This is a genomic window from Acinetobacter geminorum, assembly GCF_013009345.1.
Lineage (GTDB): Bacteria > Pseudomonadota > Gammaproteobacteria > Pseudomonadales > Moraxellaceae > Acinetobacter > Acinetobacter geminorum.
In genome coordinates, this window is record NZ_JABELE010000015.1 from 23,711 (window position 1) to 48,015 (window position 24,305).

19 protein-coding genes are annotated in these 24,305 nt (G+C 38.9%); 7 read left to right on the forward strand and 12 right to left on the reverse strand.

Annotated features, from left to right (window positions below; all coding sequences use genetic code 11):
- Positions 1-3 precede the first annotated feature (3 nt).
- The 4 genes from mnmA to HJG58_RS14415 all read left to right on the forward strand — a co-directional run bounded on the left by mnmA (position 4) and on the right by HJG58_RS14415 (position 4,044).
- Positions 4-1,137 (forward strand): tRNA 2-thiouridine(34) synthase MnmA, encoded by a 1,134-nt coding sequence (gene mnmA, locus HJG58_RS14400; protein WP_086265404.1) that lies wholly within the window; start codon positions 4-6, stop codon positions 1,135-1,137.
- A 13-nt stretch (positions 1,138-1,150) separates the two neighbouring features.
- Positions 1,151-1,882 carry a high frequency lysogenization protein HflD gene (gene hflD, locus HJG58_RS14405; protein WP_002118587.1) on the forward strand — a complete coding sequence of 244 codons (732 nt, stop codon included), beginning with the start codon at positions 1,151-1,153 and terminating at the stop codon, positions 1,880-1,882.
- A gap of 55 nt (positions 1,883-1,937) precedes the next feature.
- Entirely contained in the window at positions 1,938-3,326 is a 1,389-nt protein-coding gene (gene purB / locus HJG58_RS14410) for an adenylosuccinate lyase (RefSeq protein WP_170249451.1), read from the forward strand.
- A 79-nt stretch (positions 3,327-3,405) separates the two neighbouring features.
- The gene (locus tag HJG58_RS14415; RefSeq protein WP_170249452.1) at positions 3,406-4,044 is read left to right on the forward strand and encodes a DUF2238 domain-containing protein; all 639 of its coding nucleotides are present in this window, start codon (positions 3,406-3,408) and stop codon (positions 4,042-4,044) included.
- 40 nt (positions 4,045-4,084) lie between these two features.
- On the opposite strand, the gene blp2 is transcribed toward HJG58_RS14415, so the two are convergent.
- The 8 genes from blp2 to HJG58_RS14455 all read right to left on the reverse strand — a co-directional run bounded on the left by blp2 (position 4,085) and on the right by HJG58_RS14455 (position 16,177).
- The gene (gene blp2 / locus HJG58_RS14420; protein WP_170249453.1) at positions 4,085-6,274 is read right to left on the reverse strand and encodes an Ig-like repeat protein Blp2; all 2,190 of its coding nucleotides are present in this window, start codon (positions 6,272-6,274) and stop codon (positions 4,085-4,087) included.
- Positions 6,275-6,527: 253 nt separating this feature from the next.
- Positions 6,528-7,490, reverse strand: coding sequence for a protease SohB (sohB, locus tag HJG58_RS14425; protein ID WP_086399814.1), 963 nt, complete (start codon positions 7,488-7,490; stop codon positions 6,528-6,530).
- Between the two features lie 147 nt (positions 7,491-7,637).
- Positions 7,638-8,540 (reverse strand): phosphate ABC transporter ATP-binding protein PstB, encoded by a 903-nt coding sequence (pstB, locus tag HJG58_RS14430; RefSeq protein WP_171545303.1) that lies wholly within the window; start codon positions 8,538-8,540, stop codon positions 7,638-7,640.
- A gap of 13 nt (positions 8,541-8,553) precedes the next feature.
- Positions 8,554-9,951, reverse strand: coding sequence for a phosphate ABC transporter permease PstA (pstA, locus tag HJG58_RS14435; RefSeq protein ID WP_216076581.1), 1,398 nt, complete (start codon positions 9,949-9,951; stop codon positions 8,554-8,556).
- Positions 9,948-11,327 carry a phosphate ABC transporter permease subunit PstC gene (gene pstC, locus HJG58_RS14440; RefSeq protein WP_086265409.1) on the reverse strand — a complete coding sequence of 460 codons (1,380 nt, stop codon included), beginning with the start codon at positions 11,325-11,327 and terminating at the stop codon, positions 9,948-9,950. The genes pstA and pstC overlap by 4 nt, the downstream gene beginning before the upstream one ends.
- 99 nt (positions 11,328-11,426) lie before the next feature.
- The gene (locus HJG58_RS14445; protein ID WP_086265410.1) at positions 11,427-12,458 is read right to left on the reverse strand and encodes a substrate-binding domain-containing protein; all 1,032 of its coding nucleotides are present in this window, start codon (positions 12,456-12,458) and stop codon (positions 11,427-11,429) included.
- A gap of 476 nt (positions 12,459-12,934) precedes the next feature.
- A complete protein-coding gene (locus tag HJG58_RS14450; RefSeq protein WP_170249454.1) occupies positions 12,935-14,314 on the reverse strand; it encodes an amino acid permease in 1,380 nt (459 codons plus the stop codon).
- Between the two features lie 141 nt (positions 14,315-14,455).
- Positions 14,456-16,177, reverse strand: a complete 1,722-nt coding sequence (locus HJG58_RS14455) for an alpha-keto acid decarboxylase family protein (protein ID WP_170249455.1) — start codon at positions 16,175-16,177, stop codon at positions 14,456-14,458.
- A 134-nt stretch (positions 16,178-16,311) separates the two neighbouring features.
- Between HJG58_RS14455 and HJG58_RS14460 the strand changes: the two genes are divergently transcribed.
- The gene (locus HJG58_RS14460) at positions 16,312-16,797 is read left to right on the forward strand and encodes an Lrp/AsnC family transcriptional regulator (protein ID WP_004700117.1); all 486 of its coding nucleotides are present in this window, start codon (positions 16,312-16,314) and stop codon (positions 16,795-16,797) included.
- A 71-nt stretch (positions 16,798-16,868) separates the two neighbouring features.
- Here HJG58_RS14460 and HJG58_RS14465 read toward each other — a convergent pair whose 3' ends face one another.
- The 3 genes from HJG58_RS14465 to HJG58_RS14475 form a co-directional block, all read right to left on the reverse strand.
- Positions 16,869-18,299, reverse strand: a complete 1,431-nt coding sequence (locus HJG58_RS14465; RefSeq protein ID WP_170249456.1) for an aldehyde dehydrogenase family protein — start codon at positions 18,297-18,299, stop codon at positions 16,869-16,871.
- Positions 18,300-18,583: 284 nt separating this feature from the next.
- Entirely contained in the window at positions 18,584-20,116 is a 1,533-nt protein-coding gene (locus HJG58_RS14470; protein ID WP_170249457.1) for a pyridoxal phosphate-dependent decarboxylase family protein, read from the reverse strand.
- Positions 20,117-20,118: 2 nt separating this feature from the next.
- On the reverse strand, positions 20,119-21,492 hold the full coding sequence (locus tag HJG58_RS14475; protein WP_002118718.1) for a diaminobutyrate--2-oxoglutarate transaminase: 1,374 nt from the start codon (positions 21,490-21,492) through the stop codon (positions 20,119-20,121).
- A 467-nt stretch (positions 21,493-21,959) separates the two neighbouring features.
- Here HJG58_RS14475 and HJG58_RS14480 point away from each other — a divergent pair, with 467 nt between their 5' ends.
- Positions 21,960-22,661: an SIMPL domain-containing protein gene (locus HJG58_RS14480; RefSeq protein WP_170249458.1), complete on the forward strand. Its 702-nt coding sequence runs from the start codon at positions 21,960-21,962 to the stop codon at positions 22,659-22,661.
- A gap of 47 nt (positions 22,662-22,708) precedes the next feature.
- Here the strand turns inward: HJG58_RS14480 and HJG58_RS14485 are convergent, their stop codons facing one another.
- A complete protein-coding gene (locus tag HJG58_RS14485; RefSeq protein WP_170249459.1) occupies positions 22,709-23,605 on the reverse strand; it encodes a LysR family transcriptional regulator in 897 nt (298 codons plus the stop codon).
- Positions 23,606-23,723: 118 nt separating this feature from the next.
- On the opposite strand from HJG58_RS14485, the gene HJG58_RS14490 reads away from it, so the two are divergent.
- Positions 23,724-24,299, forward strand: coding sequence for an NAD(P)H-dependent oxidoreductase (locus HJG58_RS14490; RefSeq protein ID WP_170249460.1), 576 nt, complete (start codon positions 23,724-23,726; stop codon positions 24,297-24,299).
- The last annotated feature ends 6 nt before the right edge of the window (positions 24,300-24,305 follow it).

Genomic DNA, 24,305 nt, shown 5'->3' on the forward strand with positions numbered 1-24,305 from the left:
CCTATGCAACAACGTGTCATCGTCGGTATGTCTGGTGGTGTAGACTCTTCTGTTTCTGCAGCACTTTTACTTCAACAGGGTTATCAAGTTGAAGGACTTTTCATGAAGAACTGGGAGGAAGACGACGGCACGGAATACTGTACGGCAATGGAAGACTTAGCTGATGCCCAAGCGGTAGCTGATAAAATCGGCATTAAGCTGCATACAGCAAACTTTGCTATGGAATATTGGGATCGAGTGTTTGAACTTTTCCTAGCTGAATATGCTGCTGGTCGTACGCCAAACCCAGATATTTTATGTAATAAAGAAATTAAATTCCGTGCATTTTTAGATCATGCCATGACTTTAGGTGCAGACTTTATCGCAACGGGTCATTACGCACGCCGTGGTGAAACCGCATATAACTCTAAAGGCGAAGCATACGCACCATTATTACGTGGTGTAGATAACAATAAAGACCAAACCTATTTCTTACATGCCGTTCATGGTAGAGAAATTAATAAAACATTATTCCCAGTAGGCGAAATCGAAAAACCTGAAGTTCGCAGAATTGCTGAAGAACTTGATCTTGCTACAGCCAAGAAAAAGGACTCAACAGGAATTTGTTTTATTGGGGAACGTCGTTTTAATGACTTCCTTAAACAATATTTACCCGCTCAGCCTGGGAAAATTGTACTTGATACAGGTAAAGAAGTTGGTGAACATCACGGTCTGATGTACTATACGCTCGGTCAACGTGGTGGAATTGGTCTAGGTGGTTTGAAAGGTGCAGCTGAAGGTGCATGGTTCGTACTACATAAAGATCTTGCCAATAATCGCCTCGTTGTTGGTCAGGGACATGAACACCCACTCATGCAAAGCACTCAACTGTGGAGTGAGTCAATTGACTGGGTAGCGGGTGAACAAAATATTCCAATTGAAGGATTACGCTGTACAGCTAAAACGCGTTATCGCCAACCTGATCAGGCATGTACAATTTTTATTGATGAAAACACTGAACACGGTGTTCGCGTTGAGTTTGATGAACCACAACGTGCTGTTACACCGGGTCAAAGCGTTGTATTTTATTCAGATGAAGTTTGCTTAGGCGGGGGTGTCATTCACCATACAAATGCCCCTACACCAAATTTTATTTAAGGGAATGAATGGCATGGTGGAGTTACCATTTCAACAATCACAAGCCTTGAATGTTCGCCAAAACCGTGCCCTTGCCTTGGCTGGGGTATTTCAGGCCACCCAGCTCACCCATATGACAGCCATGACGGGTCAGCAAAGTATTGGTGAAAGTGGTAACTTCTATTTTGAGTTATTAATTAAAGCAAGTTTAAATATTCGTCCTACAGCCAATAATGGTGTTCAAACCTTAGATTTTTTTAATCAGTTGGCAGATATTTCTTTAGGGCTTAAAACACTCGAAAATTGTATTACTCAACCTTTTTCAAACATGCCTAAGTCTCGCCTTCCCAAAATGGGCACGGCCAAATTGCCAATGTCCTACGCGATGTCGCTCTTACAGTTAGAAAAAAAGGTTTATAGCAATCCTGAATATGTCGCAATCATCGAGAAAGCTCAGCAGAAAATTTTAAAACAGCTGTCTTTTTTTGATAATAACTACCTACACCCAAGCATTTTAGCCAATTTGGCTCAAACTTATGTTGATACGGCTGGGCAGATTAACCCACGAATTTTAGTTCGTGGTAATGCAGAAGCATTTAAAGATACCAACCATACTAACCGCATCCGTGCTTGTTTGTTTACGGGCTTACAAATGGCCCATTTATGGCGACAACTCGGCGGTAGTTCGTGGAACATGATTTTTAGCAAACGTAAATTGCTACAGGATATTCAAGCACTTGCTCGTTTACAGTACCAAGTCGTTTAAGACTATAAACGAGATTTTTTTAGTTTTATGTTTATTCCAACATTAAGGAATCGTTATGAACGCTTTAACCGCTCTATCACCATTAGATGGACGTTATGCCAGCAAATGTGATGCGCTACGCCCTTTTCTTTCTGAGTTTGGTTTAATCCATGCTCGTGTCACTGTAGAAGTGCGTTGGTTACAAGCACTTTCTAACCGTCCAGAAATTGTTGAAGTTGCACCTTTTTCAAACGAAACAAATGCAGCTTTAGATGCAATTGTTAGCAACTTCTCTGAAGAAGATGCGAACCGGATTAAAGAGATTGAACGTACGACTAACCATGACGTTAAAGCAGTTGAGTATTTCTTAAAAGAGAAGATCGCTGGTATCGCTGAATTGCAAAATGCGGGTGAATTCATTCACTTTGCATGTACTTCAGAAGACATCAACAACTTGTCTCACGCGCTTATGCTTAAAAATGGTCGTGAAGTTTTAGTATCAAGCATGAAGCAAATCCTTAATGCGATCTCTGCTTTGGCAACGACTCACGCTGAACAACCTATGTTGTCTCGTACACACGGTCAAACTGCCAGCCCAACAACTTTGGGTAAAGAAATGGCGAATGTGGCATACCGTTTAGCTCGTCAAATCAAACAATTTGAAAATGTTGAATTGCTGGGCAAAATCAATGGTGCTGTAGGTAACTACAATGCTCACCTTTCTGCTTATCCAGATGTTGATTGGGCTGCTCACGCACAAGCTTTTGTTGAATCTTTAGGTTTAACATTCAACCCTTATACAACTCAAATCGAACCACATGATTACATGGCAGAGTTGTTTGATGCGTTACGTCGTTTTAATACGATTTTAATCGACTTTAACCGTGACGTATGGGGTTACATCTCTCTAGGTTACTTCAAACAAAAATTGAAAGAAGGCGAAGTTGGTTCATCAACTATGCCACACAAAGTTAACCCAATTGACTTTGAAAACTCTGAAGGTAACTTAGGTATTGCAAATGCAGTATTGACTCACTTAGGTGAAAAATTACCAATTTCACGCTGGCAGCGTGACTTAACTGACTCAACTGTATTACGTAATATGGGTGTTGGTTTTGCGCAAAGCTTAATTGCTTTCGATGCGTGCTTAAAAGGTGTTGGTAAACTTGAGTTAAATGCAAACCGTTTAAATGAAGATTTAGACCAAGCTCAAGAAGTTTTAGCTGAACCAATTCAAACGGTAATGCGTCGCTACAACATTGAAAAACCATATGAAAAACTAAAAGCATTAACTCGTGGTCAAGCAATGACTCGTGACATGATGGTTAATTTCGTAAATGGTGATGAACTCGCTCAAGTACCAAGCGAAGAACGTGCGCGTTTAGCTGAACTTACGCCTGCAACTTACACAGGTAATGCAGCCGAACAAGCGAAACAAATTAACGATTTAATTAGCAAAATCTAATTAAAAAGTTTACAAAAAGCGGAGCTTAGGCTTCGCTTTTTTATTACACTGATATAAATCACAATAAAGTCTTTATAAAATGATCGAAAAACAATTCAAACTTAAACACTATATTGCTCTTGGCTTGCTTTTGATTGCGATTGTCATTTCAGCTATTCACCCTATTGAATTTGAAGCATATTTACTTCATCAAGCGGGCACAGTGTTTATGTTGATTTTGCTCTTTGTTATTTTTAAGAAGATTGGACTCGATTTTTTAAGTTTTATTTTCTATTTACTGTTTTTACTCATCCATATTGTTGGTGCGCATTATCTGTATTCATATGTTCCATACAATGATTGGATACAACAAGCATTCAATTTTAATTTAGATCAATACATGGGTTGGTCCCGTAATATGTATGATCGTTTGGTTCATCTTGCCTATGGTATTTGTCTCTACCCTCTTACTTATCGCGTGTTTCAGGTGTGGTTACCATCAGTAAAGCCATTCAGTCTATTTTTGCTAGTGGTTCAATTTGTAATGGCTTCAAGTGTTTTATATGAACTTATTGAGTGGGCAATTGCTATTGGACTATCTCCGGAAGAAGCCGAAAATTATAATGGGCAACAAGGCGATATGTGGGATGCCCATAAAGATATGCTGTTAGCGACCATTGGTGCAATTTTCTATGGACTTCTTGCACTCATGATTCCATCTAAAACAAATAACTCATAAATAAAAAAGCGCTCAATGAGCGCTTTTTTTTAAGATCACTTTAGACAACAGGATAGGTTTGTTCTAAAAGGCTTTGTAAAACCGAAGAAGTCGTATCAGGTAAAACATGCTCAAGATTGGCAGTAATATTACTAGCATTCGTAGTTATATCACTCTGATCATTTACCTGAGTAGGCTTTAATGCCGCTGAAGATAAAAGAGCTTCAATTGGGTCAGGTTCACTAGACGTAGAGCTTTTTAACAAATCATCTAATGGCACAGATTTCTGCTCTTGGCTATCCGTTTCATTTGTTGTGCTTTGTACTAACTTTAATGTATTTAACCCAACACTATCAGCAACAGATACAGTTTCTGTATGAGCAGTATCAACAGCTACCTCACTTAAACTGGCAGCCTTTGGAGCGACCACATAAAACGTAAATGGTGAACTCACTTCACTTGTAAGGCCTGCTGCATCTGTTTGAGTTAAAGTAATAGTATGTTTACCAATTGCTAAGTCTTTATCGAGCGTAAAGCTCCATGATCGACTACTACTTACATTTACAATCCCAATAGCAACACCATTATCATAAATGGTTAAAGTTGCATTTGCCTCACCTGAGCCTGTGAGCTTTGGTCTTGCATCGTCAGTTTCTGAACCAGCAGTAATCGCACCTTTTAGAGCACCAACATCATCATCCACACTGTTTAAAACAGGTTTTGCAGGCGGGGTTGTGTCCTTAGTACCAATAATATCAAGAACCTCAGATTTATTGCCTGCACTATCAATCGCCGAAACTGAAGCATGTTTGTTATCAGTTAAAGCAGGCGAAATCGTAATTGTAAATTTTCCATTTGCATCTGCCGTTCCCGTACCAATGACCTTACCTGTCGTATCTTTGATTTCAACTTTTGCATTTGCTTCGGTTGTACCTGTTACGGTTGTACCATCAGTATTAATCTGAGCAACAGGCTTCTCAGGTGCAATAGAGTCATAACTTGGAGAAACTTCTAAAGGTTTAGATGTATTACCGGCTGCATCTTCAACAACAACTGTTGCCTTTTGTGACTCTTTTAATGCAGGCGAAAGCGTGATTTGAAACTCACCTTGTGCGTTTGCAGTACCAGTTCCAATCACTTTACCATCAGCATCTTTTATCTGAACTTTTGCATTAGGCTCAGTTTGTCCTTCAACTGTGGTACCTTCTTTATTGACTTCAACTAAAGGAACATCCGGAGCGAAAGTATCTTTTCCAGCAACGATTTTACTTGGCTCAGATTTATTGCCTACAGCATCTTCAGCGACAACTTTTCCTCCGGCGTCACTCGTCAATGGAGGAGTAAGCTTTAAAGAAAAAATACCATCTTTATTCGCAGTTACAGTGCCTAATACGTTACCACCAGCATCATAAACAGTAATTTTTGCATTTGCTTCAGCTTTACCTGTTACCAATGAACCATCATCACTCAGCTGAGCTTGGGGAGCATCTGGAGCAATTGTGTCTTTACTACCAGTCACAACACCAGCTTTAGACATATTGCCAGCAGCATCCTCAGCAAAAACATTTAATTTATTTCCATTTGCTAAAGGCTTATCGAGTTTAATTGTAAAATTACCACTCGCATCTGCCAAACCCGTTGCGACTGTATTTCCAGCAGCATCTTTAAGATAAATTTTTGCATTTGCTTCTGCTTTACCATTAACCGTAACAGTATCATCAGCAACAGTAGCAGTCGGTGCAGCAGGAACTAAGATATCTACTGGTCCTGAAGAGTCATCTTTGTCATCGTTATCAAAAGCCCAAAGATATAAACCTTCAGCAGCTAAAACCGCCAAACCAGCTTTTAGCACGTTACCCATCGAAAAAGTTGGGGAATCATCAACCGCCATTGTCGAAGCTGGTTGGCTCGTACTCGTATAGGCTAAATCTGTGACATGGTTTAAACCTGTATAGTCGATCACCTTACCTTGAGCATCAAATTGTGCCTCAACAAATTTTCCATGCTCAGTCGGAAGAACAAGTGAATGTTCTGTTGTATTCGTTACTTCATTAAAGAAATTTTCTAAGAAAATGGTCTCTCCATTTTTTAAATGGACGACTAGACTTCCACCTTGTTTTTCCACCGATGCTATATCTTTTTGACTTACGCCAATTTGAATAATAGAAGGTTTACTTAACACGACCTTATTGAGCTGACCATCTTGCAGAACGTCCAAACCCTCTTTGGATGCTACAATTATTCTTGTCATTATTTCCTGTCCTAAATTTCAGTTATATTTTTAAATGTCTAACTTTTTAAATGGTTCATCTAAAAGCTATTTTATTGCTGTTTAAAATATCAAAACCATGTGTTTATCACAATTCAAAAAGCATATTTATCAATAATTATTTTTTACTTTCTATTAAAAATCTAAGCGTATTTAATAAGACAACTTTGAATATTATCTTTATAAAAAAACCAGCATTTAAGCTGGTCCTTTATAACATTTGAATTAGATAAACTTATAGTTTTGGATCACGTACCTGCACAAGCGTCGTGTTCGCTTTTGCTAGGCTTTCCATTACCTTGTTCATGACAGTAGGGATCAAACTATCTGCCATTTGCGCTGCCTGTAAACCCAGCTTTTCACCTAAGGTCGCTTTCTTACGTGTATTAATGACATACACATCATGTTGTGGCAATAAAGCTAATAAATACTCATCAGATGTTTGCAGTTTATCAACAAGGTTAAGATCTAGAGCATCTTCACCATACCAATGCTCACCTGTAGCCACTTTATCAACATTAAGCTGTGGACGGTACTTTTCTACAAAGTGCTTAAATAAGACATGAGTTTGTTGCAGCTCTTCTTCAAACTTCGCTTTACCTTCAGGCGTATTTTCACCAAACATGGTTACAGTACGCTTATATTGCCCTGCTGTGTAAAGCTCAAAATCCACATTGTGTTCTTTTAAAAGGCGATTAAAGTTTGGAACTTGAGCAACTACACCTATTGAACCAACAATAGCAAACGGCGCTGCAATAATTTCATTTGCAATACATGCCATCATATAGCCGCCACTCGCAGCGACTTTATCTACGCAGATAGTTACATGAAAACCAGCATCACGCAAACGCACCAACTGAGCTGCTGCCAGACCATACCCATGGACCATACCACCTGGGCTTTCGAGACGAACTACAATACGGTCACGTCCTGCTTTAGCAGTTGCTAAAATCAGAGTAATTTCTTCACGCAAGTTTTCAACTGCCGAAGCTTGAATATCACCCTTGAAATCTAAAACAAAAATTTTCTGATTATTTTTACGGCGAATTTTAGCTTCTTTAGCAAGTTGTTGAGCTAATTGTAAAAGTTCTAAACGGCTTGCCGTAGTTTGTGCAATTTTTTTTCTCTGTTCATTTACACGTGCATTTAAATGACTAACACGTATTTCTGCAGGGAGTTTAGGCAAATGGAATAACATAAAATTCTAAGCTCATAAGTTATCTTTTATAGCCTTAAGATGTGGTCCTTTTGGTTAAAATTCAATAGCGTTTTTGCAAAATAGAGTCATTTTCATTTATAAAATAAAAAAAGAGCACATGGCTCTTTTTCTTTTATTGATTATTAATCAACCGAAGCGTCCAGTAATATACGCTTCTGTTAACTGATGGTCAGGTTGAGTGAAGACTTTTTCAGTTGAGTTAACTTCAATCAAATCACCTAAATGGAAATAAGCAGTACGATCAGAAACACGTGCAGCTTGTTGCATTGAGTGAGTCACAATCACAATTGTGAATTGATTAGACAACTCAGAAATGAGTTCTTCTACTTTTGCTGTTGCAATTGGATCGAGTGCAGAACACGGTTCGTCCATTAAAATCACTTCAGGGCTAACAGCAATGGTACGAGCAATACATAAACGCTGTTGCTGACCACCTGATAAGCCTGTACCCGGCTGGTTCAAACGGTCCTTAACCTCGTCCCACAAACCAGCTTTACGTAAGCTGTTTTCAACAATTTCCTCTAGATCGTACTTATCACGTGCTAAACCATGAAGTTTTGGGCCATAAGCCACGTTGTCAAAAATAGATTTAGGGAATGGGTTTGGCTTTTGGAACACCATACCAACCTGAGCACGCAACAATACAACGTCTAGATTTGGGTCATAAATATTGTGATTATCGAGTGTAATTTTACCTGTTACACGGCAACCATCAATGGTGTCATTCATACGGTTTAAAGTACGAAGAAAGGTCGATTTACCACAACCTGATGGGCCAATAAACGCGATCACTTCGTTTTGGTAAATATCTAGATCAATACCTTTAATGGCTTCAAAATCACCATAATAAACATGGGCATCTTGTGCACTAATCTTGATTTCAGTTGAGTTCTGCTTTTTTGAAGCGTGTGGTTCAAAATGCGAAACATACGAAGTGCCATGATTCAGCGGTTTATCTGTAAATTGCGATTGTTCAGTATTCACTAACTTATCCTTTTCTAAGGAATTCGTAATATCAATAGTATTCATGATTTATCCTCTATTACCAACGCACTTCGAACTTTTTACGTAACCAAATTGCAAGACTGTTTAAACCAATCATTAATGCAAGTAGTACGATAATCGCAGCGGCAGTACGGCCTTCGAAGAAGTTACGCAACTCATTACCTTGCCATAAGTAAACTTGGACAGGTAAAGCAGTGGCTTGATCAAATGGTGTTGTTGGAATACTTGCAACGAATGCACTCATCCCGATTAAAAGTAAAGGTGCTGTTTCACCAAGTGCATGGGCAACACCAATAATTGCACCTGTCATAATGCCCGGTAATGCCAACGGTAAAACATGGTGGAAAATCGTTTGGAACTTAGAAGCTCCCAAACCAAGTGCAGCTTGTCGAATAGAAGGCGGCACAGCTTTTAATGAAGCACGCGTGGTAATGATGACAGTTGGTAGTGTCATTAAGCTTAAAACCAATCCACCCACTAGCGGAGCTGATAAAGGTAAATGCATCCAACCAATGAAAATTGCTGCGCCGAGTAAACCAAATACAATTGAAGGAACAGCAGCAAGGTTATTGATGTTAACTTCAATAATGTCTGTAAGAACATTTTTTGGAGCAAACTCTTCGAGATAGATTGCGCTGGCAACACCAATTGGGATCGCAATGATGATCACGATGAGCATCATGAACAATGAACCCATGAATGCACCTGCAAGACCACTAATTGCCGGAGAACTACGAGAGTCAGGATTCTTAAATAAAGTCGTATTAAAGGTACTTTCAAGAACACCTTTTGCTTTTAACTCATCGGCAAGCTTACGCACTTCTGGATCAAGTTGTTGCTGATCATCTGGTAATGAACGATCAATATTACCTTTTAACCAAACATCGACCTTCGCATCACCTAAGAAGGTAATATTTTCTTTTTTACCGATTAATGATGGATCTGCAAAGACCATATCACGCAGGCGATAAGCTTCCGAGCTTGCATATAAGCTGCTCAGGTAGTCACGTTGTGAGGCAAGTGCAGGATCTTTAGCAATCATTCCATTTACAATGATGCCATCCCAATCCACCATACCCATTTTAGTTTGCCAATCAACATAACGTTCTTGGTAATGCGCAGGTGTTTCACCTTGAGTACGTACAGGCACTGGACCTGCATCAATTACTTTAGGATCAAAGTAAATTGGAACATTCATACTAGTTTGCCAAAAAGCAGGTAAACCTTTTGCCAAAATACTACCGAACAAGAGAGCAACGAATGCAAGACCAATAACGACTGCCGATAAACCCGCAAAACGGAAAGCTTTTTCTTTGCGATGACGTTTAGCCAAAGATTTTTCAATAACCTGTTTACGTCGTTCACGTGTTTCAGCAGCAGCTTTCGGATCAAATACGTTCTGATCCATAGGAGATGATGTATTTGATGTACTCATTCGTATTGCTCACGGTATTTACGCACAATGTACAGTGCTACAATATTTAATCCCAAGGTAATAACAAATAGTGTTAAACCTAGTGCGAATGCAACCAATGCTTGCGGACTTGAGAAGTCTGTATCTCCAGTCAACTGTTTTACAATAGTGACTGTCACTGTCGAAACAGCTTCAAATGGATTTGCGTGTAAAAGTGGACTGTTCCCTGCTGCTAAAACCACAATCATGGTTTCCCCAACCGCACGAGAGACTGCCAATAAGAAAGCACCTGTAATACCCGGTAAAGCTGCTGGCAATACGACTTGACGAATTGTTTCAGACTTAGTCGCACCCAGTCCTAAAGAACCGTCACGTAGTGCACGCGGGACTTGAGTAATAATGTCATCAGACAAAGATGACACAAACGGGATAATCATAATTCCCATTACAAAGCCAGCAGTTAAAGCACTCGTCGCATTAATTTCTAAGCCAATATAAGCACCCGCAGCTTTAAAGAATGGTCCAATAATCATCATGGCAAATACACCATAAACAATTGTTGGAATACCAGCTAAGACCTCAATTGTCGGTTTTGCCCATGAGCGGAACCATGGTGAAGCATATTCAGCTAAATAAATTGCGATCATTAATCCAACTGGTACAGCAACGAGTAGAGCGATACCACTGACCATGAGCGTGCCCCATAGCAATGGTAATAAACCATAACTACCTTCAGCATTGCCAGAAGTACTAAAGCCTGGGTTCCATTCTGTGCCAAAGAAAAAGTCCATTGGACTTACAAAACGGAAGAAGTGCATTGCTTCGCCAAACATCGACATTACGATACCGATGGTGGTTAAAATCGCAACACCAGAACATAAAATCAAAGCAACGTTAATGGCACGTTCAACTTGGTTACGAGCACGATATTGTTGGCTGATTTTTTTCTTTGCCCAAACCAAACCTAATAAAGCAGCACAAATTACAACAGCAAATTTGGCAAAAGAGCCAATCGTTTGAAATTTGGAAAACTGTTGAGCAGCTGCTAATTCGTAAGCTGCTGGTTTATCACTCACCCCAAAGCCTGAAGCAATTGATTGAACACGATCAACTAATACACTTCTACCCGCTTCATCCAGAGAAGCACTTACAGACGCCGGAATATTATTAAAAATAATATGATTTAAAATACTTGGTTCAACCAAGTTCCAAATGATCAAAATTAAAAAAGCAGGGATACCGCACCAAAGACCAACCAGTGCGCCATAATAACCAGGACGAGAATGTAACGTCGCCGAGTTGCTTCCCTTACCTGCTATGTTACGGCTCTTTCTCAGCCCAAGTTGATATGCAATTGCCACGAGGGCTAACAACACACCGATAAGTAGCAGATTCATGTACTCTCCACTGTTTTCTCAATTGTCATAATTTGGAAAAACAAGTTAGACAAAAAGGCTGATGAACTCTTAAGATCACCAGCCTTCATTCAAACTAACTTATTTAACAGTTTTACCTGCTTTAAAGTCAGCCAAAACTTTTGCACGTTCAGCATCAGACATCGCGATTAAACCATCACGCTCAGCTTTAGAACCTTTACCAGTTGCTTTCTTGCTTACGAAATATTCTACAAATTGCGGTAAGCCTTTAACTGATTTTAAGTGTTCGCCTTTCACGTAGAAGTACAATGGACGCGATACAGGGTATGTACCATTCAATACTGTCTTCTCAGATGGAACAACGTTGTTTACTGTTGCTACACGTAACTTGTCACGGTTCATGTCATAGAAACTTAAACCAAACACACCTACTGCACTTGGAGAAGTTTTTAAGCGTGCTAATGTTTCTGTATAGTCACCAGCGATTTCAATTACACGGCCATCTTTACGGAAAGTAGAACATGCTTTCTTCTGAGCATCTTTATCTAAGCTCTTGAAGTATTCATATGCTTCACAACCAGCTTCAACCATTTTCTCTTGGAAAACTTCACGAGTACCGTGGTTAGATGCAGGAATTACAAGAGTAATCGGTTCATTTGGAAGTGTTTTATCGATTTGATTCCAGTTTGTATATGGGTTTGGAACCAATTTACCTTTTGAAGGTAACTGTGCAGCTAAAGCAGCAAACACGTGGTAAGGTTTTAATTTATAAGCCGCTTTGTTTGAGTTAGACGCGAATACAATACCATCGTAACCAATTTTGATTTCTTGAATTTGTTTTACACCAGCTTTGTTACAAGCTTGAATCTCAGTACTCTTAATTTTACGAGAAGAGTTCGCAACGTCGATTGTGTTATCGCCAACACCTTGACAGAATTGTTTCAAACCAGCAGAAGAACCGCCAGAACCCACTACAGGAGTTTTAAATTGAGGGAAAGTATTACCAAACTCTTCAGCTACAACGCTGGCAAACGGTAATACAGTTGAAGAACCAGCAATTTGAATCGTATCACGAGCTGCATTTGCAGTCGTTGTTACAGCTGCCCCAGTTACTGCTAACGCAATTGCGATTTGACGTGGATTTAAGCGCATTCTATTCTCTCTCATTAATGCAATAGGTTGTACGTCACTTTTTGTTGAGTGCTTGTACGCTCTTCGATAGCTGCATTGTGAATAGAAAATATGACAATTAAGTTACAGTATGATGACGCTTTAATGATTTCAATATTGTTAATTGTCACATTATTATTTTTTGACTACTATCAACTATTTAATTTAATCGTAGTAGGCATTTTACCTTGCATATTAGTCTGTATTATTACACTCATTAAAAATATAAGTTTTTTGTATTTATAAAATATAAAAAACAAAGATGTTATAAACGTATTAAAAAACGATAATTTAGTTATTTTAAGTTTGATGATTAAAATAATTTTTGTTTATGGAAATGGTTATTAAAATATTTCTAAAAATAATAATTTCTTTGTAACATGAAAATAATATGACAAAAGATAAAGGGTTACCTGCCTTATGTCAGGTAACCGCAATATGATTGTCAATTTAAGCGATCAACTCGATTGTACTTCTGGCATCGCAACCATTTTTTTACGATATTTTAATAAATACGTAAGCGCTAAAACAGCCAGCCAAATTGGACCTAAAATCACGGCAAGTCTCATATCTGGTGTCATTGCCATAATAATAAGAATAAAACATACAAAGCTAATGGTTAAATAGTTACTCCATGGGCTAAGGATGCTTTGAAATTTGGTTTGACGCTTTTGCAATTTCATTGCTTTAGAAAATTTCAAATGAGTCACTGAAATCATAAGCCAGTTAATAACAAGCGCAGCCACCACAAGCATCATAAAGAGCTGAAAAGCTTGACCAGGAATCAGATAGTTCACAACTACACATATTGCAGTGATAGATGCAGAAACAACTGCTGCTGGAACCGGAATACCACGACTGTTTACTTTTTTCAAAATTGCAGGAGCATTACCCTGCTCTGCCAAACCATGCAACATACGACTATTACAATAGATACAGCTGTTATAAACTGAAATAGCAGCAATCAAGACCACAAAGTTTAAGACGTTCGCAACACCGTTACTATTGAGTGACTGGAAAATCATAACAAATGGACTGCCGCCTTCTGCCACCATATTCCATGGATAAAGACATAAAAGAATACCGATTGCACCGATATAAAAAATCAGAATACGGTACACAATCTGATTTACTGCTTTAGGAATAGTCGTTTCAGGTTTCTTCGTTTCAGCCGCAGCAATACCAATTAGTTCCAAGCCACCAAATGCAAACATAATGACAGCCAAAGCCATGACAAAACCGTGAATCCCGTGCGGGAAGAAACCACCATGTTGCCATAAATTTGCAATACCTGCTTGTGGGCCTGCTGAGCCTGAAAGTAAAAGATAAGCACCGAAACCAATCATGCTTAAAATGGCAACAATTTTAATGCATGAAAATAAGAACTCGGACTCCCCAAAAAAGCGGACATTTACCAAGTTAATGCCATTAATTAAAATAAAGAAAAATAAAGCAGTCAGCCATGTCGGAATTTCAGGCCACCAAAACTGTATAAATGTCCCAATTGCACTCAATTCAGCCATGCTGACGAGTACGTACAATACCCAATAGTTCCAGCCAGACATAAAACCAGCCATTTTGCCCCAATACTTATTCGCAAAATAACTAAAAGAACCACTGACCGGCTCTTCAACAACCATTTCACCTAAATGACGCATAATTAAAAAGGCAATAATTCCAGCAATTGCATATCCTAATAAAATTGAAGGACCAGCCAGTTTAATTGTTTGGGAAAGACCTAAGAATAACCCTGTACCAATCGCCCCTCCGAGTGCGATGAGTTGAATATGCCGATTGGATAAGCCTTGTTTTAACTCGTGCTTATTGTTTGCATCCATAACATTATCTCCAATGTTGGTGTCACTTCCTGTACACCTTTATTCAGCACCACATCCGAAGATCAGGAACCGATCTTCGGACATAAATTTGCTGTAATGTGAGTCCATTTAATTTTTGAGAAGACTTGTCCTGTCTTCTATTTAAAAAGAGATTGCATCCTTACATTTAATCGGTTGGGAACGCTCCTTTAAAATTTCGTAACCGCGATCACCGTAGTCAAAACGAGCAATCACAGAAGCAAATTTTTTCAAACTTACCGGCGCATCCATTGCTGGTAGTTTCAATTCAATAAAGGTTAATTGATCATTTTGCTGAACATTGTCTAAAACGCTCTTCAACTGGCCAGCAGTTTCAACCACATAAGTTGTATGGCCTTTTTTACCGTTAAATACCGCTGGAATTTCAGTGTATTTCCAGTTTTGCACGTCGTTATAAGCAGCGTTTTCACCCATAATTAAACGTTCAATGGTGTAGCCGCCATTGTTCAGCAAGAAAATGATTGGTTTTAAACCGTGACGGATAATTGTAGAAAGCTCTTGTACCGTAAGCTGGAATGAACCATCACCAATAAACAGAATTTGACGACGTTCAGGAGCAGCCAACAAACTACCAAGCAAAGCCGGTAAGGTGTAACCAATAGAACCCCAAAGCGGCTGTGCAATATATTTGGCTGTGGCAGGAAGTTTGATACCTGACAATGCAGAGTTTGATGTTCCTACCTCACCAATAATCACATCATCTTCTTTTAAGAACCCTGAAATGTAATTCCAAAGCACATCTTGACTTAGCTTTTGCTGAGCTGGAGCTTCAATTACTTTCTGTGGTTGTTTTTCAAGAAGAGGTATTGTCGATTTACGTGGCGCAACTTTTTTATTTAGCTCGACAAGTAATTGTCCTATTTCAATACCCGGAAAATCCTGACCAAAAATATTTAAGCCATAAGATTTAATTTCAATGTAGTTCTTAGTCTCAATTTGATGAGTAAATACAGCTGAGCCTACATCGGTAAAGCGTGCGCCAACACCAATTAAACAATCAGATTGTTCAATGATATTTTTTACATGCGGTTGGCTTGCCCCACCCACATAAGTTCCAATGTAACGAGGTGAGCCTTCATCCATAATATTTTTTGCAGTATTCATGCCTGCAAATGGAATTGAGCATTTTTGAGACAAATCATTTAAAAGTGACGTTACACAAAAAACTGAAGCTTCATTATCAATAAGAAGAGCTGGGCTTTGAGCATTCTCAATAATGTCACAAAGTTTGCTCACCACAGTTTGTAATAATTCAGGTTCAACAGCTGGGTAGCTTAAGTCAAGCGGACGCTCAGATACTTCAATCTTAACGTGAGTAATATCGCCTGATAGTTGAATGTGCACAGGACGGCGTTCAAGGAAACACTGACGTAATACACGGTCAATTTCAGAAGCTGCATTTGCTGGAGTTAAACGTGTTTGGGCAACTGTGAACTCTTTCATACAGTTCATAATATTGTCGTAGTTACCATCGACAAGCGTGTGATGTATTAGTGTGCCCTTTTGAACCGCATGTAAAGGCGGAATACCTGAGATATGAATAAGAGGTACATTTTCTGCATAGGCACCTGCAATACCATTAATCGCACTTAAGTCACCTACACCATAAGTGGTTGCCAAGGCAGAAAAACCGTTAATTCGTGCATAACCGTCTGCTGCATAGGCAGCATTTAATTCATTACAATTTCCAATAAATTCGAGTTGTGGGTCTGCTTCAACTTGTTCTAGATATGAGAGGTTAAAATCACCAGGTACACCAAAAAGATGTTGGATACCCATTTGTTTTAAACGAAGATTTAAAAAGTCACCGATTTCTATGAACATTGCTCTATATCCTTTGAGACCAATTTTTATTCCATAGAAAAATAATATTTCATCTATCTTTTAGATTTCGTGCATAATGAAAACGCATTTTAATAAAAATACATGATTTGTGTATCATAAAAGGATTTTATGCAATGGATAAGTTCGACTGGCAAATCATTCAGGCACTACAAAAGAATGGACGGCTCACCAATCAGGAAATAGGCGATTTAATTGGCTTATCTGCTTCCCAATGTTCTAGAAGAAGACAGCTACTCGAGCAAAAAGGAATAATTCTAGGCTACACGGCACGCATCCAGCAACAGGCGCTAGGACTCGAAGTTACAGCGATGATACATATTAATCTAAGAACACACGAGGCAAAATCACAGCAGGCTTTTCAAGAGCTCATTGAAGCTGAAGACAACATTCAGGATGCATTTTCAATTAGTGGTGATGCAGATTTTATTTTAAAAGTCGTTGCTGAAAATTTAGAACAGCTTTCTCAATTTGTGACTGAAAGATTGCTTTCTTATAATTTTATTGGCCACATAAAGTCTTACATTGTTCTTAAAAAAATTAAAGAACAGAATCATTTTTTGATCAAACCTAAAAGCATGAGCTATCATCACTCCCAATAAGTAAACTAAGCATTTCACTCTTAAAAGTGAAAATAAAAAGGCGGATACTAGATCCGCCTTAAAATTAATATTTAGACTTTACTAATATGAACTGTTTGCCCGATCGTATTTTCAAGTAAACCTTCTAAACCAAACTCAGCACCTAAACCAGACATTTTCCAGCCGCCAAAAGGCGCATGAGGAAGAACTTCTGCATGGGTATTAATCCAAACAGTACCACATTGAAGCTGACTAGCGTAAGTTTGCGCTGCTTTAATATCTGACGACCAGATTGAACCACCCAAACCAAACTCACTGTCATTGGCACGAGCAATAGCATCGTTGATATCAGTATATTTTAAAACAGGCAACACTGGTCCAAACTGTTCTTCTTCCACCACGCGGCAAGAGTCAGAAACTCCAGTCAAAATAGTTGGTGCAATAAAGTAGCCCTGCTCTGGTACTTTTTGCTGTCCTGAAAGTGCTTTTGCACCTTGAGAAATGGCATCGGCAATAAGAGCTTTCACTTTGTTATATTGCATTTGGTTTTGTACTGGACCAAATGTTGTAGAAGACGCCATTCCGTCACCCACCACTTGGGCGTTGGCAATATCAGCTAACTTTTGAGATAAAGCTTCATATTGGCTTTCATGCACGTACAGACGCTTTAAAGCTGCACATGTTTGACCAGCGTTTAAGAACGCCATATTAAAAATCTTAGCTGCAATTTCATCGATATTTGCATCTGGCAATACAATACCAGCATCATTACCGCCGAGCTCTAAAGTTAAGTGTTTTAGCTGCTGAGCTGCACCAGCCATAATGTGCTGACCTGTTCGAGTTGATCCCGTAAACACAACTTTTTGCACATCTGGATGAGAAGATAATGCTTCACCAATCTCACCAGCACCAACCACAATTGAAATTACGCCAGCAGGAACTTCTTGCTGAATGATTTCACATAAACGCAAAGTTGAGAGTGGCGTGTATTCAGAAGGTTTGCTAATCACAACATTACCCGCACGCAAAGCAGGCATGATGTGCCAAACCGCAATCATAAATGGCCAGTTCCAAGGAGTAATTGAAGCCACTACACCTAATGGTTGACGATGACGTTCAATACGCTTGGTTTCACTGTCTTCAATTACTTCTATAGGTAAATCCATAGCAGCCGCATAGCGAGTCCAGCCAATTGCACCCTGCACTTCCATTTGTGCAAGTGCGAGTGGCTTACCTTGTTCAAGCACAACCAACTCTGCAAGCATTTCAGCATGCTTTTCAATACCGTCAGCAATTTTATTTAAAATTGATTTACGTTCATCGTGGGAGACTTGTTGCCAAGCTTTAGATACCTGTTTAGCTGCACTCACTGCTTGATTTACCTGTGCAACCGATGCTTTTGCACAAAGTGCAGCAGTTAAGCCAGTAGCAGGGTTAAGAATTTCTAGCTCACCTTGTTCACCTGAACAAAGTTGACCGCCAATAATAAGTTTAAACTCATTGAGCATATTCGCTTGTTGCATTTCTTCTTCCTTGTCTTAATTGTAATTACAGCCACTTACTTTTTTCAGTTAACGCGGGATTATTTAAAGTAAGTACGATATTGATATAACAATGTGACCAAAATATTGGGGACATACCAATACAATAAGAAATTTGCTTCCCATAAATCATGCATAATTATTTTTGTTTTTTGAAAATATGCATGATTTGTGCATGTATTCTTGTCTTCATACACAATCCAAATAAAAACAATCTGCAATAAAAAAGCCCGGCAATAAACCGAGCTTTTTTGTTATCAACTCAATTAGTCGATTGGTGGTACATAGTTACCAGAAGCAATTGCATCTTTAATGCGGTCAGCTTCCGCCAATACTTGACCTAAAAGGTTTTTAACATTTTCAAATGTCACAACAGGGCTTAATGTTGTCATTTTCAATGACTGTACATTACCAACTTTTGTTACACCGATATTTGCTTCACCACGTGCAAACAATTCGTCCGCTACATTTTGGTTTAAGCTATCGATAAACTCAGCTGGGTAGCCTTGTGGAACAACGCGGAACAATACCGAAGCAAACTGTGGTTCAACTAAAAGTTGTAAACCATCAGTTGCCTTGATGTAATCTGCAACTTCACGAGTAAGTTTTACACCATGGTCAATCATTGAACCATAAAGGTCTTCACCTAGTGATTCAATTGTCATCCACAATTTCAATGCATCAAAACGACGAGTCGTTTGTAATGACTTAGACACAAGGTTTGGTACACCGTGCTCTTCGTCATAAGCAGAGTTCAAGTATTCAGCTTCGTAGTGCATGAAACGATAGTTCGCTTCATCTTTCAACAAGAACGCACCACAGCTAATGCTTTGGAAATAATGCTTATGGAAGTCGAGGGTAATCGAGTCAGACAACTCAATACCATCAAGCATTGCACGATAGTCATTTGACAGAATTAATGCACCGCCCCATGCCGCATCGATATGCATCCATGAACCATATTTATTGGTAATTTCACGGATTTTCTTCAATGGGTCAATTGCACCAGCATCGGTTGTACCTGCTGTCGCAACGACACAAGCAACAACTTTACCTTCAGACTGAAGATGCGCCATCGTTTTTTCGAGAGCATCTACATCCATCTGTGCATTTTCATTCACAGGAACAGTTACAACTGACTGGAAGCCCATACCCATCATTGCCATGTTCTTTTGCACAGAGAAATGTGCATTTTCAGAACAAATGACTTTGACGTTTTTCATTGCATCGGCAGGAATACCATCACGCTGTACAGACCATGGATTACCATTTTCGTCCTTCCAGTTTTTCGAGATACACCAGTCACGAGCAAGTAACACACCCATCAAGTTAGATTGAGTACCGCCAGAAGTGAAAACACCAGCCTGACCAGAACCATAACCTACTTTTTGACGCAACCAATCAATGAGCTGGACTTCCATTAATGAACCTGCAGGGCTTTGATCCCATGAGTCCATAGATTGGTTAGTTGCATTGATTAACACTTCCGCAATCTGGCTCATCACCATGGTTGGACAGTGTAAGTGTGCTAATGAGTGTGGATGGTGTACTTTCAAGCTTTTATTCAAGAAAAGCTCAATCATACGTTGAAGAGATTCTTGTACACCCATACCCTCTTTTGAAGGTTGGAAAGAAATTGCTGAACGCAATTCTTTAATGCTACCACCTGTGTACATCTTTTCATCTTGCAACCATGCTGAAACGGCTTTGACCGCTTCGCCCATTGCTGACTCATAGTCAGCAATGGATTGTGCATCATTGCAGAGTAACGCTTTACGATGTTCTGCAAAATCCACCATACTTATGCGCCTCGTACTGCAACCAATGCTTCTGCAATTGCTTTCTTAAAGCGAGCAACTACTTCAACACATTCGTCTTGAGTAATGATTAACGGGCAAAGTAAACGAATTACTGTACCGTTACGACCACCTTTTTCAAGCAATAATTTATTGTTGAAACAAGCAGTTTGAATCGCAGCAGCTAATTGTGAATCAGCAGGATGTGAACCAATACGATCAGCTGGTTTACGCTCGTCAACGATCTCAACACCGATCATTAAACCGCGACCACGTACGTTACCGATACATGGGAATTCTTGGGCTAATTTTTTAAATTCAGCTTGTAAGAAGTCACCACGCTCTTGCGCATTTTGAGCAAGATTTTGTTCGCTAATCGTTTTTAATACGACAAGACCAGTACCCATAGCAAGTTGGTTACCACGGAAAGTACCCGTGTGACCAGCAGGTTGCCAAGCATCAAATTTACGTTTAATACCTAATACTGCAAGTGGTAAACCACCACCTACTGCTTTAGACATTACAACAACATCAGGTTCAATACCTGCATGTTCAAATGCAAACATTTTGCCTGAACGTGCAAAGCCAGCTTGAACTTCGTCTAAAATTAAAACGATATTGTGCTTTTCAGTCACTTCACGGATTTTTTGCAACCATTTTACTGGAGCTGTAACTACGCCGCCTTCACCTTGAATCGCTTCAAGAATAACAGCAGCCGGTTTTGTTACACCGCTTTCTACATCTTCAATAAAGTTTTCAAAGTAGTAAGTTAAAGCGTCAACACCAGCTTCACCACCTAAACCAAGTGGGCAGCGGTATTCATGCGGATATGGCATGAATTGTACGCCTGGCATTAAACCGTTAACTGCATTTTTTGCACTTAAGTTACCAGTCATAGCAAGTGCACCATGGGTCATACCATGATAACCGCCAGAGAAACTGATCACTGAACTACGGCCAGTGTAAGTCTTAGCAAGTTTAATTGCTGCTTCAGTTGCGTCTGCACCAGCAGGACCACAGAACTGCAAGCAATATTCTTCTTTACCACCAGGTAAATATGCTAACAATGCTTCAGTGAATGCATCTTTTAAAGGTGTGGTTAAGTCTAAAGTATGCAATGGCAAACCACTTGCCAATGTATCTTGAATACTTTGAATCACCGCAGGATGATTATGACCTAAAGCCAATGTACCTGCCCCAGCTAAACAATCAAGGTACTGTGTACCTTCAACATCAGTAACCCAGCATCCTTGTGCTTTCGCTATCGCTAACGGTAATTTACGTGGATAGCTACGAACATTTGATTCCATTTGACTTTGGCGAGTCAAATAATATTCGTTAGTAGCATTAGTGGCAGGGTTAACGGAAGTAACGCTCATATCGGATTACCATCTCTGATAGGGGTAGAAAGAAATAAGTCTGGTGACGATTGGTCCTTTGACTCGGTGCTTTATAGAACTAGCAAAGACACTTATTTTATATCTTGTAACTAGGAGCGCGATGATACCTAATTTTACAAGAAAAAAAACGTCTTTTATGTACTTTACTCATCTAATCTTATTGAAAAAATGTATCATCCCAATAGTTATGATGAATTATCATCATACTATGTGACAACCTAAAGAAAATATTCTTTTTTTATATTACTTTGATTTTTTAGTTTACTTTGAAATATTTTATTTTTAAGTTACTATTTTTTAAAAGATTTTACATTAGCCATCATTTAAAAAAACTGATCTCAATATTACAAATACGCCACAAAATCTGCAAAAGTTATGCATAAGTTATGTTTAACATTTCTTAATGAAAAAAATTAAATTTATATTAATTTTTAAAGGAAAAATTTATGCGTACTTTAGCCGTATCAACCCTTCTTTTAGGTTCCCTCCTTAGCCCTTTAGTTTTTGCTCAGGATGATAATGCTTTGAACTACAATATTGTAAATGTACAAGCCGAAGCTTCTCGCCAAGTTTCTAATGATGAAATGCATGCGACTTTATATATTGAAAAAAGTAACAAACAACCAGCTGAACTTTCAAATCAAATTAATCAATTAATGAATCAAGCGCTTAGCGTTTCTCGTAAATATCCTCAAGTAAAAGTGGAAACTGGTGCCCAAAGCACTTACCCAATTTACGATAACGATAGCAATAAGTTAAAAGAATGGCGTGGCCGTGCTGAAATCCGTCTTGAAAGTAAAGACTTTAAAGCCGCTAGCCAGTTAGTAAACGAGTTACAGCAAAACTTCCAAACTCAATCAATTAACTTTACGGTTTCTGATGAGCAACGTAAAAAAGTTGAAAATGAGTTGATGGTAGAAGCCTCTAAAAACTTCCAACAACGTGCTCAAATGTTGACCCAAGCTTGGAGTAAAAACCAATATACTTTGGTCACTCTAAACCTGAACACGAATAACTATTTTCCACAACCTGTAATGCGTGCCAGCATGGCTAAGTTTGCCGTTGCCGAAGCTGCACCAGCTCAAGACATGGCAGCTGGTGAGTCTAAAATTACTGTGAATGCAAATGGTTCAATTCAGTTTAAATAAATTACCTTTTCCAGCCCAAGCAAGTGATTGCTTGGGCTTTTTATTAACTAACTTTCCCCATCTACATACTCTGCAAAAGCTTGAGCCAAATAATCAAAAAGCGCTCTGATTTTTGGAATTTGTCTAAAGTCTTCATGAATAACCAGCCATAGATCATATCGATGAATCTCTAGGTCTGGAAGCAGTTGAACAAGCTCTGAGCATTGATTTGCTATAGGGCACTGAATAAAACCTACTCCTAAAGCGGCTTTAACTGCTGAGAACTGAGCAGGATGACTATCGGTGCGTACTTTGAATTGTTCATTTTTTATTTCAGGTAGAAAAATCCTAATCATTTCTCTTTCAAGAAGATTATGGTCGGGTCCTATCAAATCATGCTGACTTAAATCTGCTAGACAGGTGGGGTAACCTTTACGCTGTATATAATCTCGATGTGCATATAGACCCAATGGCACCTCACCAACCTTTTTGGCTACAAGCGCTTCCTGAACAGGAGGATACATCCTGATTGCCAGATCAACTTCTTGCTCAAGTAAGTTTGCAGAAGCATTGTTTAAAGATATTTCGATATTAACGTCCGGGTAAAGTGAATGGAATTTTGAGAGCATTTGAGGCAGAACAAGCGTGCCTAAGAACTCCGATACACTTACTCGTACACTGCCTGCAATTAGATTTAAGGCGGCACTTGCTGTACGCATAAAATGGTCAGAAGCACGTTGCATAGCTCGAACTGGCAGTTCAAGAGCTAGAGCATGCTCAGTCGGTTTCAAGCCATGAACAGAACGGCTAAACAAAACAGTTCCTAGATGTTTTTCAAGCTGTTCTATACGTGTTCGAACAGTGGGTTGTGTGACGCCTAATTTACGAGCAGCTGCCGAGAAACTCCCCTCTTCTAAAACAACTAAAAAGAATTTCTGATCATCCCAAGAAGTCTGTTTGTTCATCAAAATTCTTTCATCTGCTCAATTAATTTAGTCAATTTTATTATAGGTCTACTTTTTTTATGATGTGAATATTGTTTATGCATGTGATTAATCATCATAGAAATTAAGGAGACATACTATGAATAAGCCACTTTTACTGGTCTTTCATCCCGATTTAAATCAGTCCAAGGTTAATCGTGCTTTGGTTGAAGCATTAAAGCTTCAGAACCAAATCAATATTGTTGATATTCAAGAATTGTATAACGGATCTCTAGATATAATGAAAGACGGAGCAATTGAAGCTCAACGTCTAATCTCTGCGTCACACATTATTTTTCAGTTCCCTATCTATTGGTATTCAGTTCCTCCGATTTTCAAAACTTGGATGGATGCGGTTTTAACGCGGATGTTTTATCTTTTTTATGAACAGGAAGGCCAAAATATTGAAGGTAAACCACTTTACCTACATGTTGCGGTTGGCAATTTGAATTCAGCTTATCAAAAACATGGTCAAAATGGCTTCACCATAGATGAGCTGATGGCACCTTTAAAAGCTACTGCACAACGATGTGGATTAATCTGGCACACACCTCATGTTGTTTTTAATGCAAATCAGTTAGATGAAAATAATATAGAAAAAGAAATTTCATTATCTTTAAAGCAGTTTGAACAGTGGGATATATTCAATAATGCTCCTCTTACTTCTTCATGCTAGTGCTAA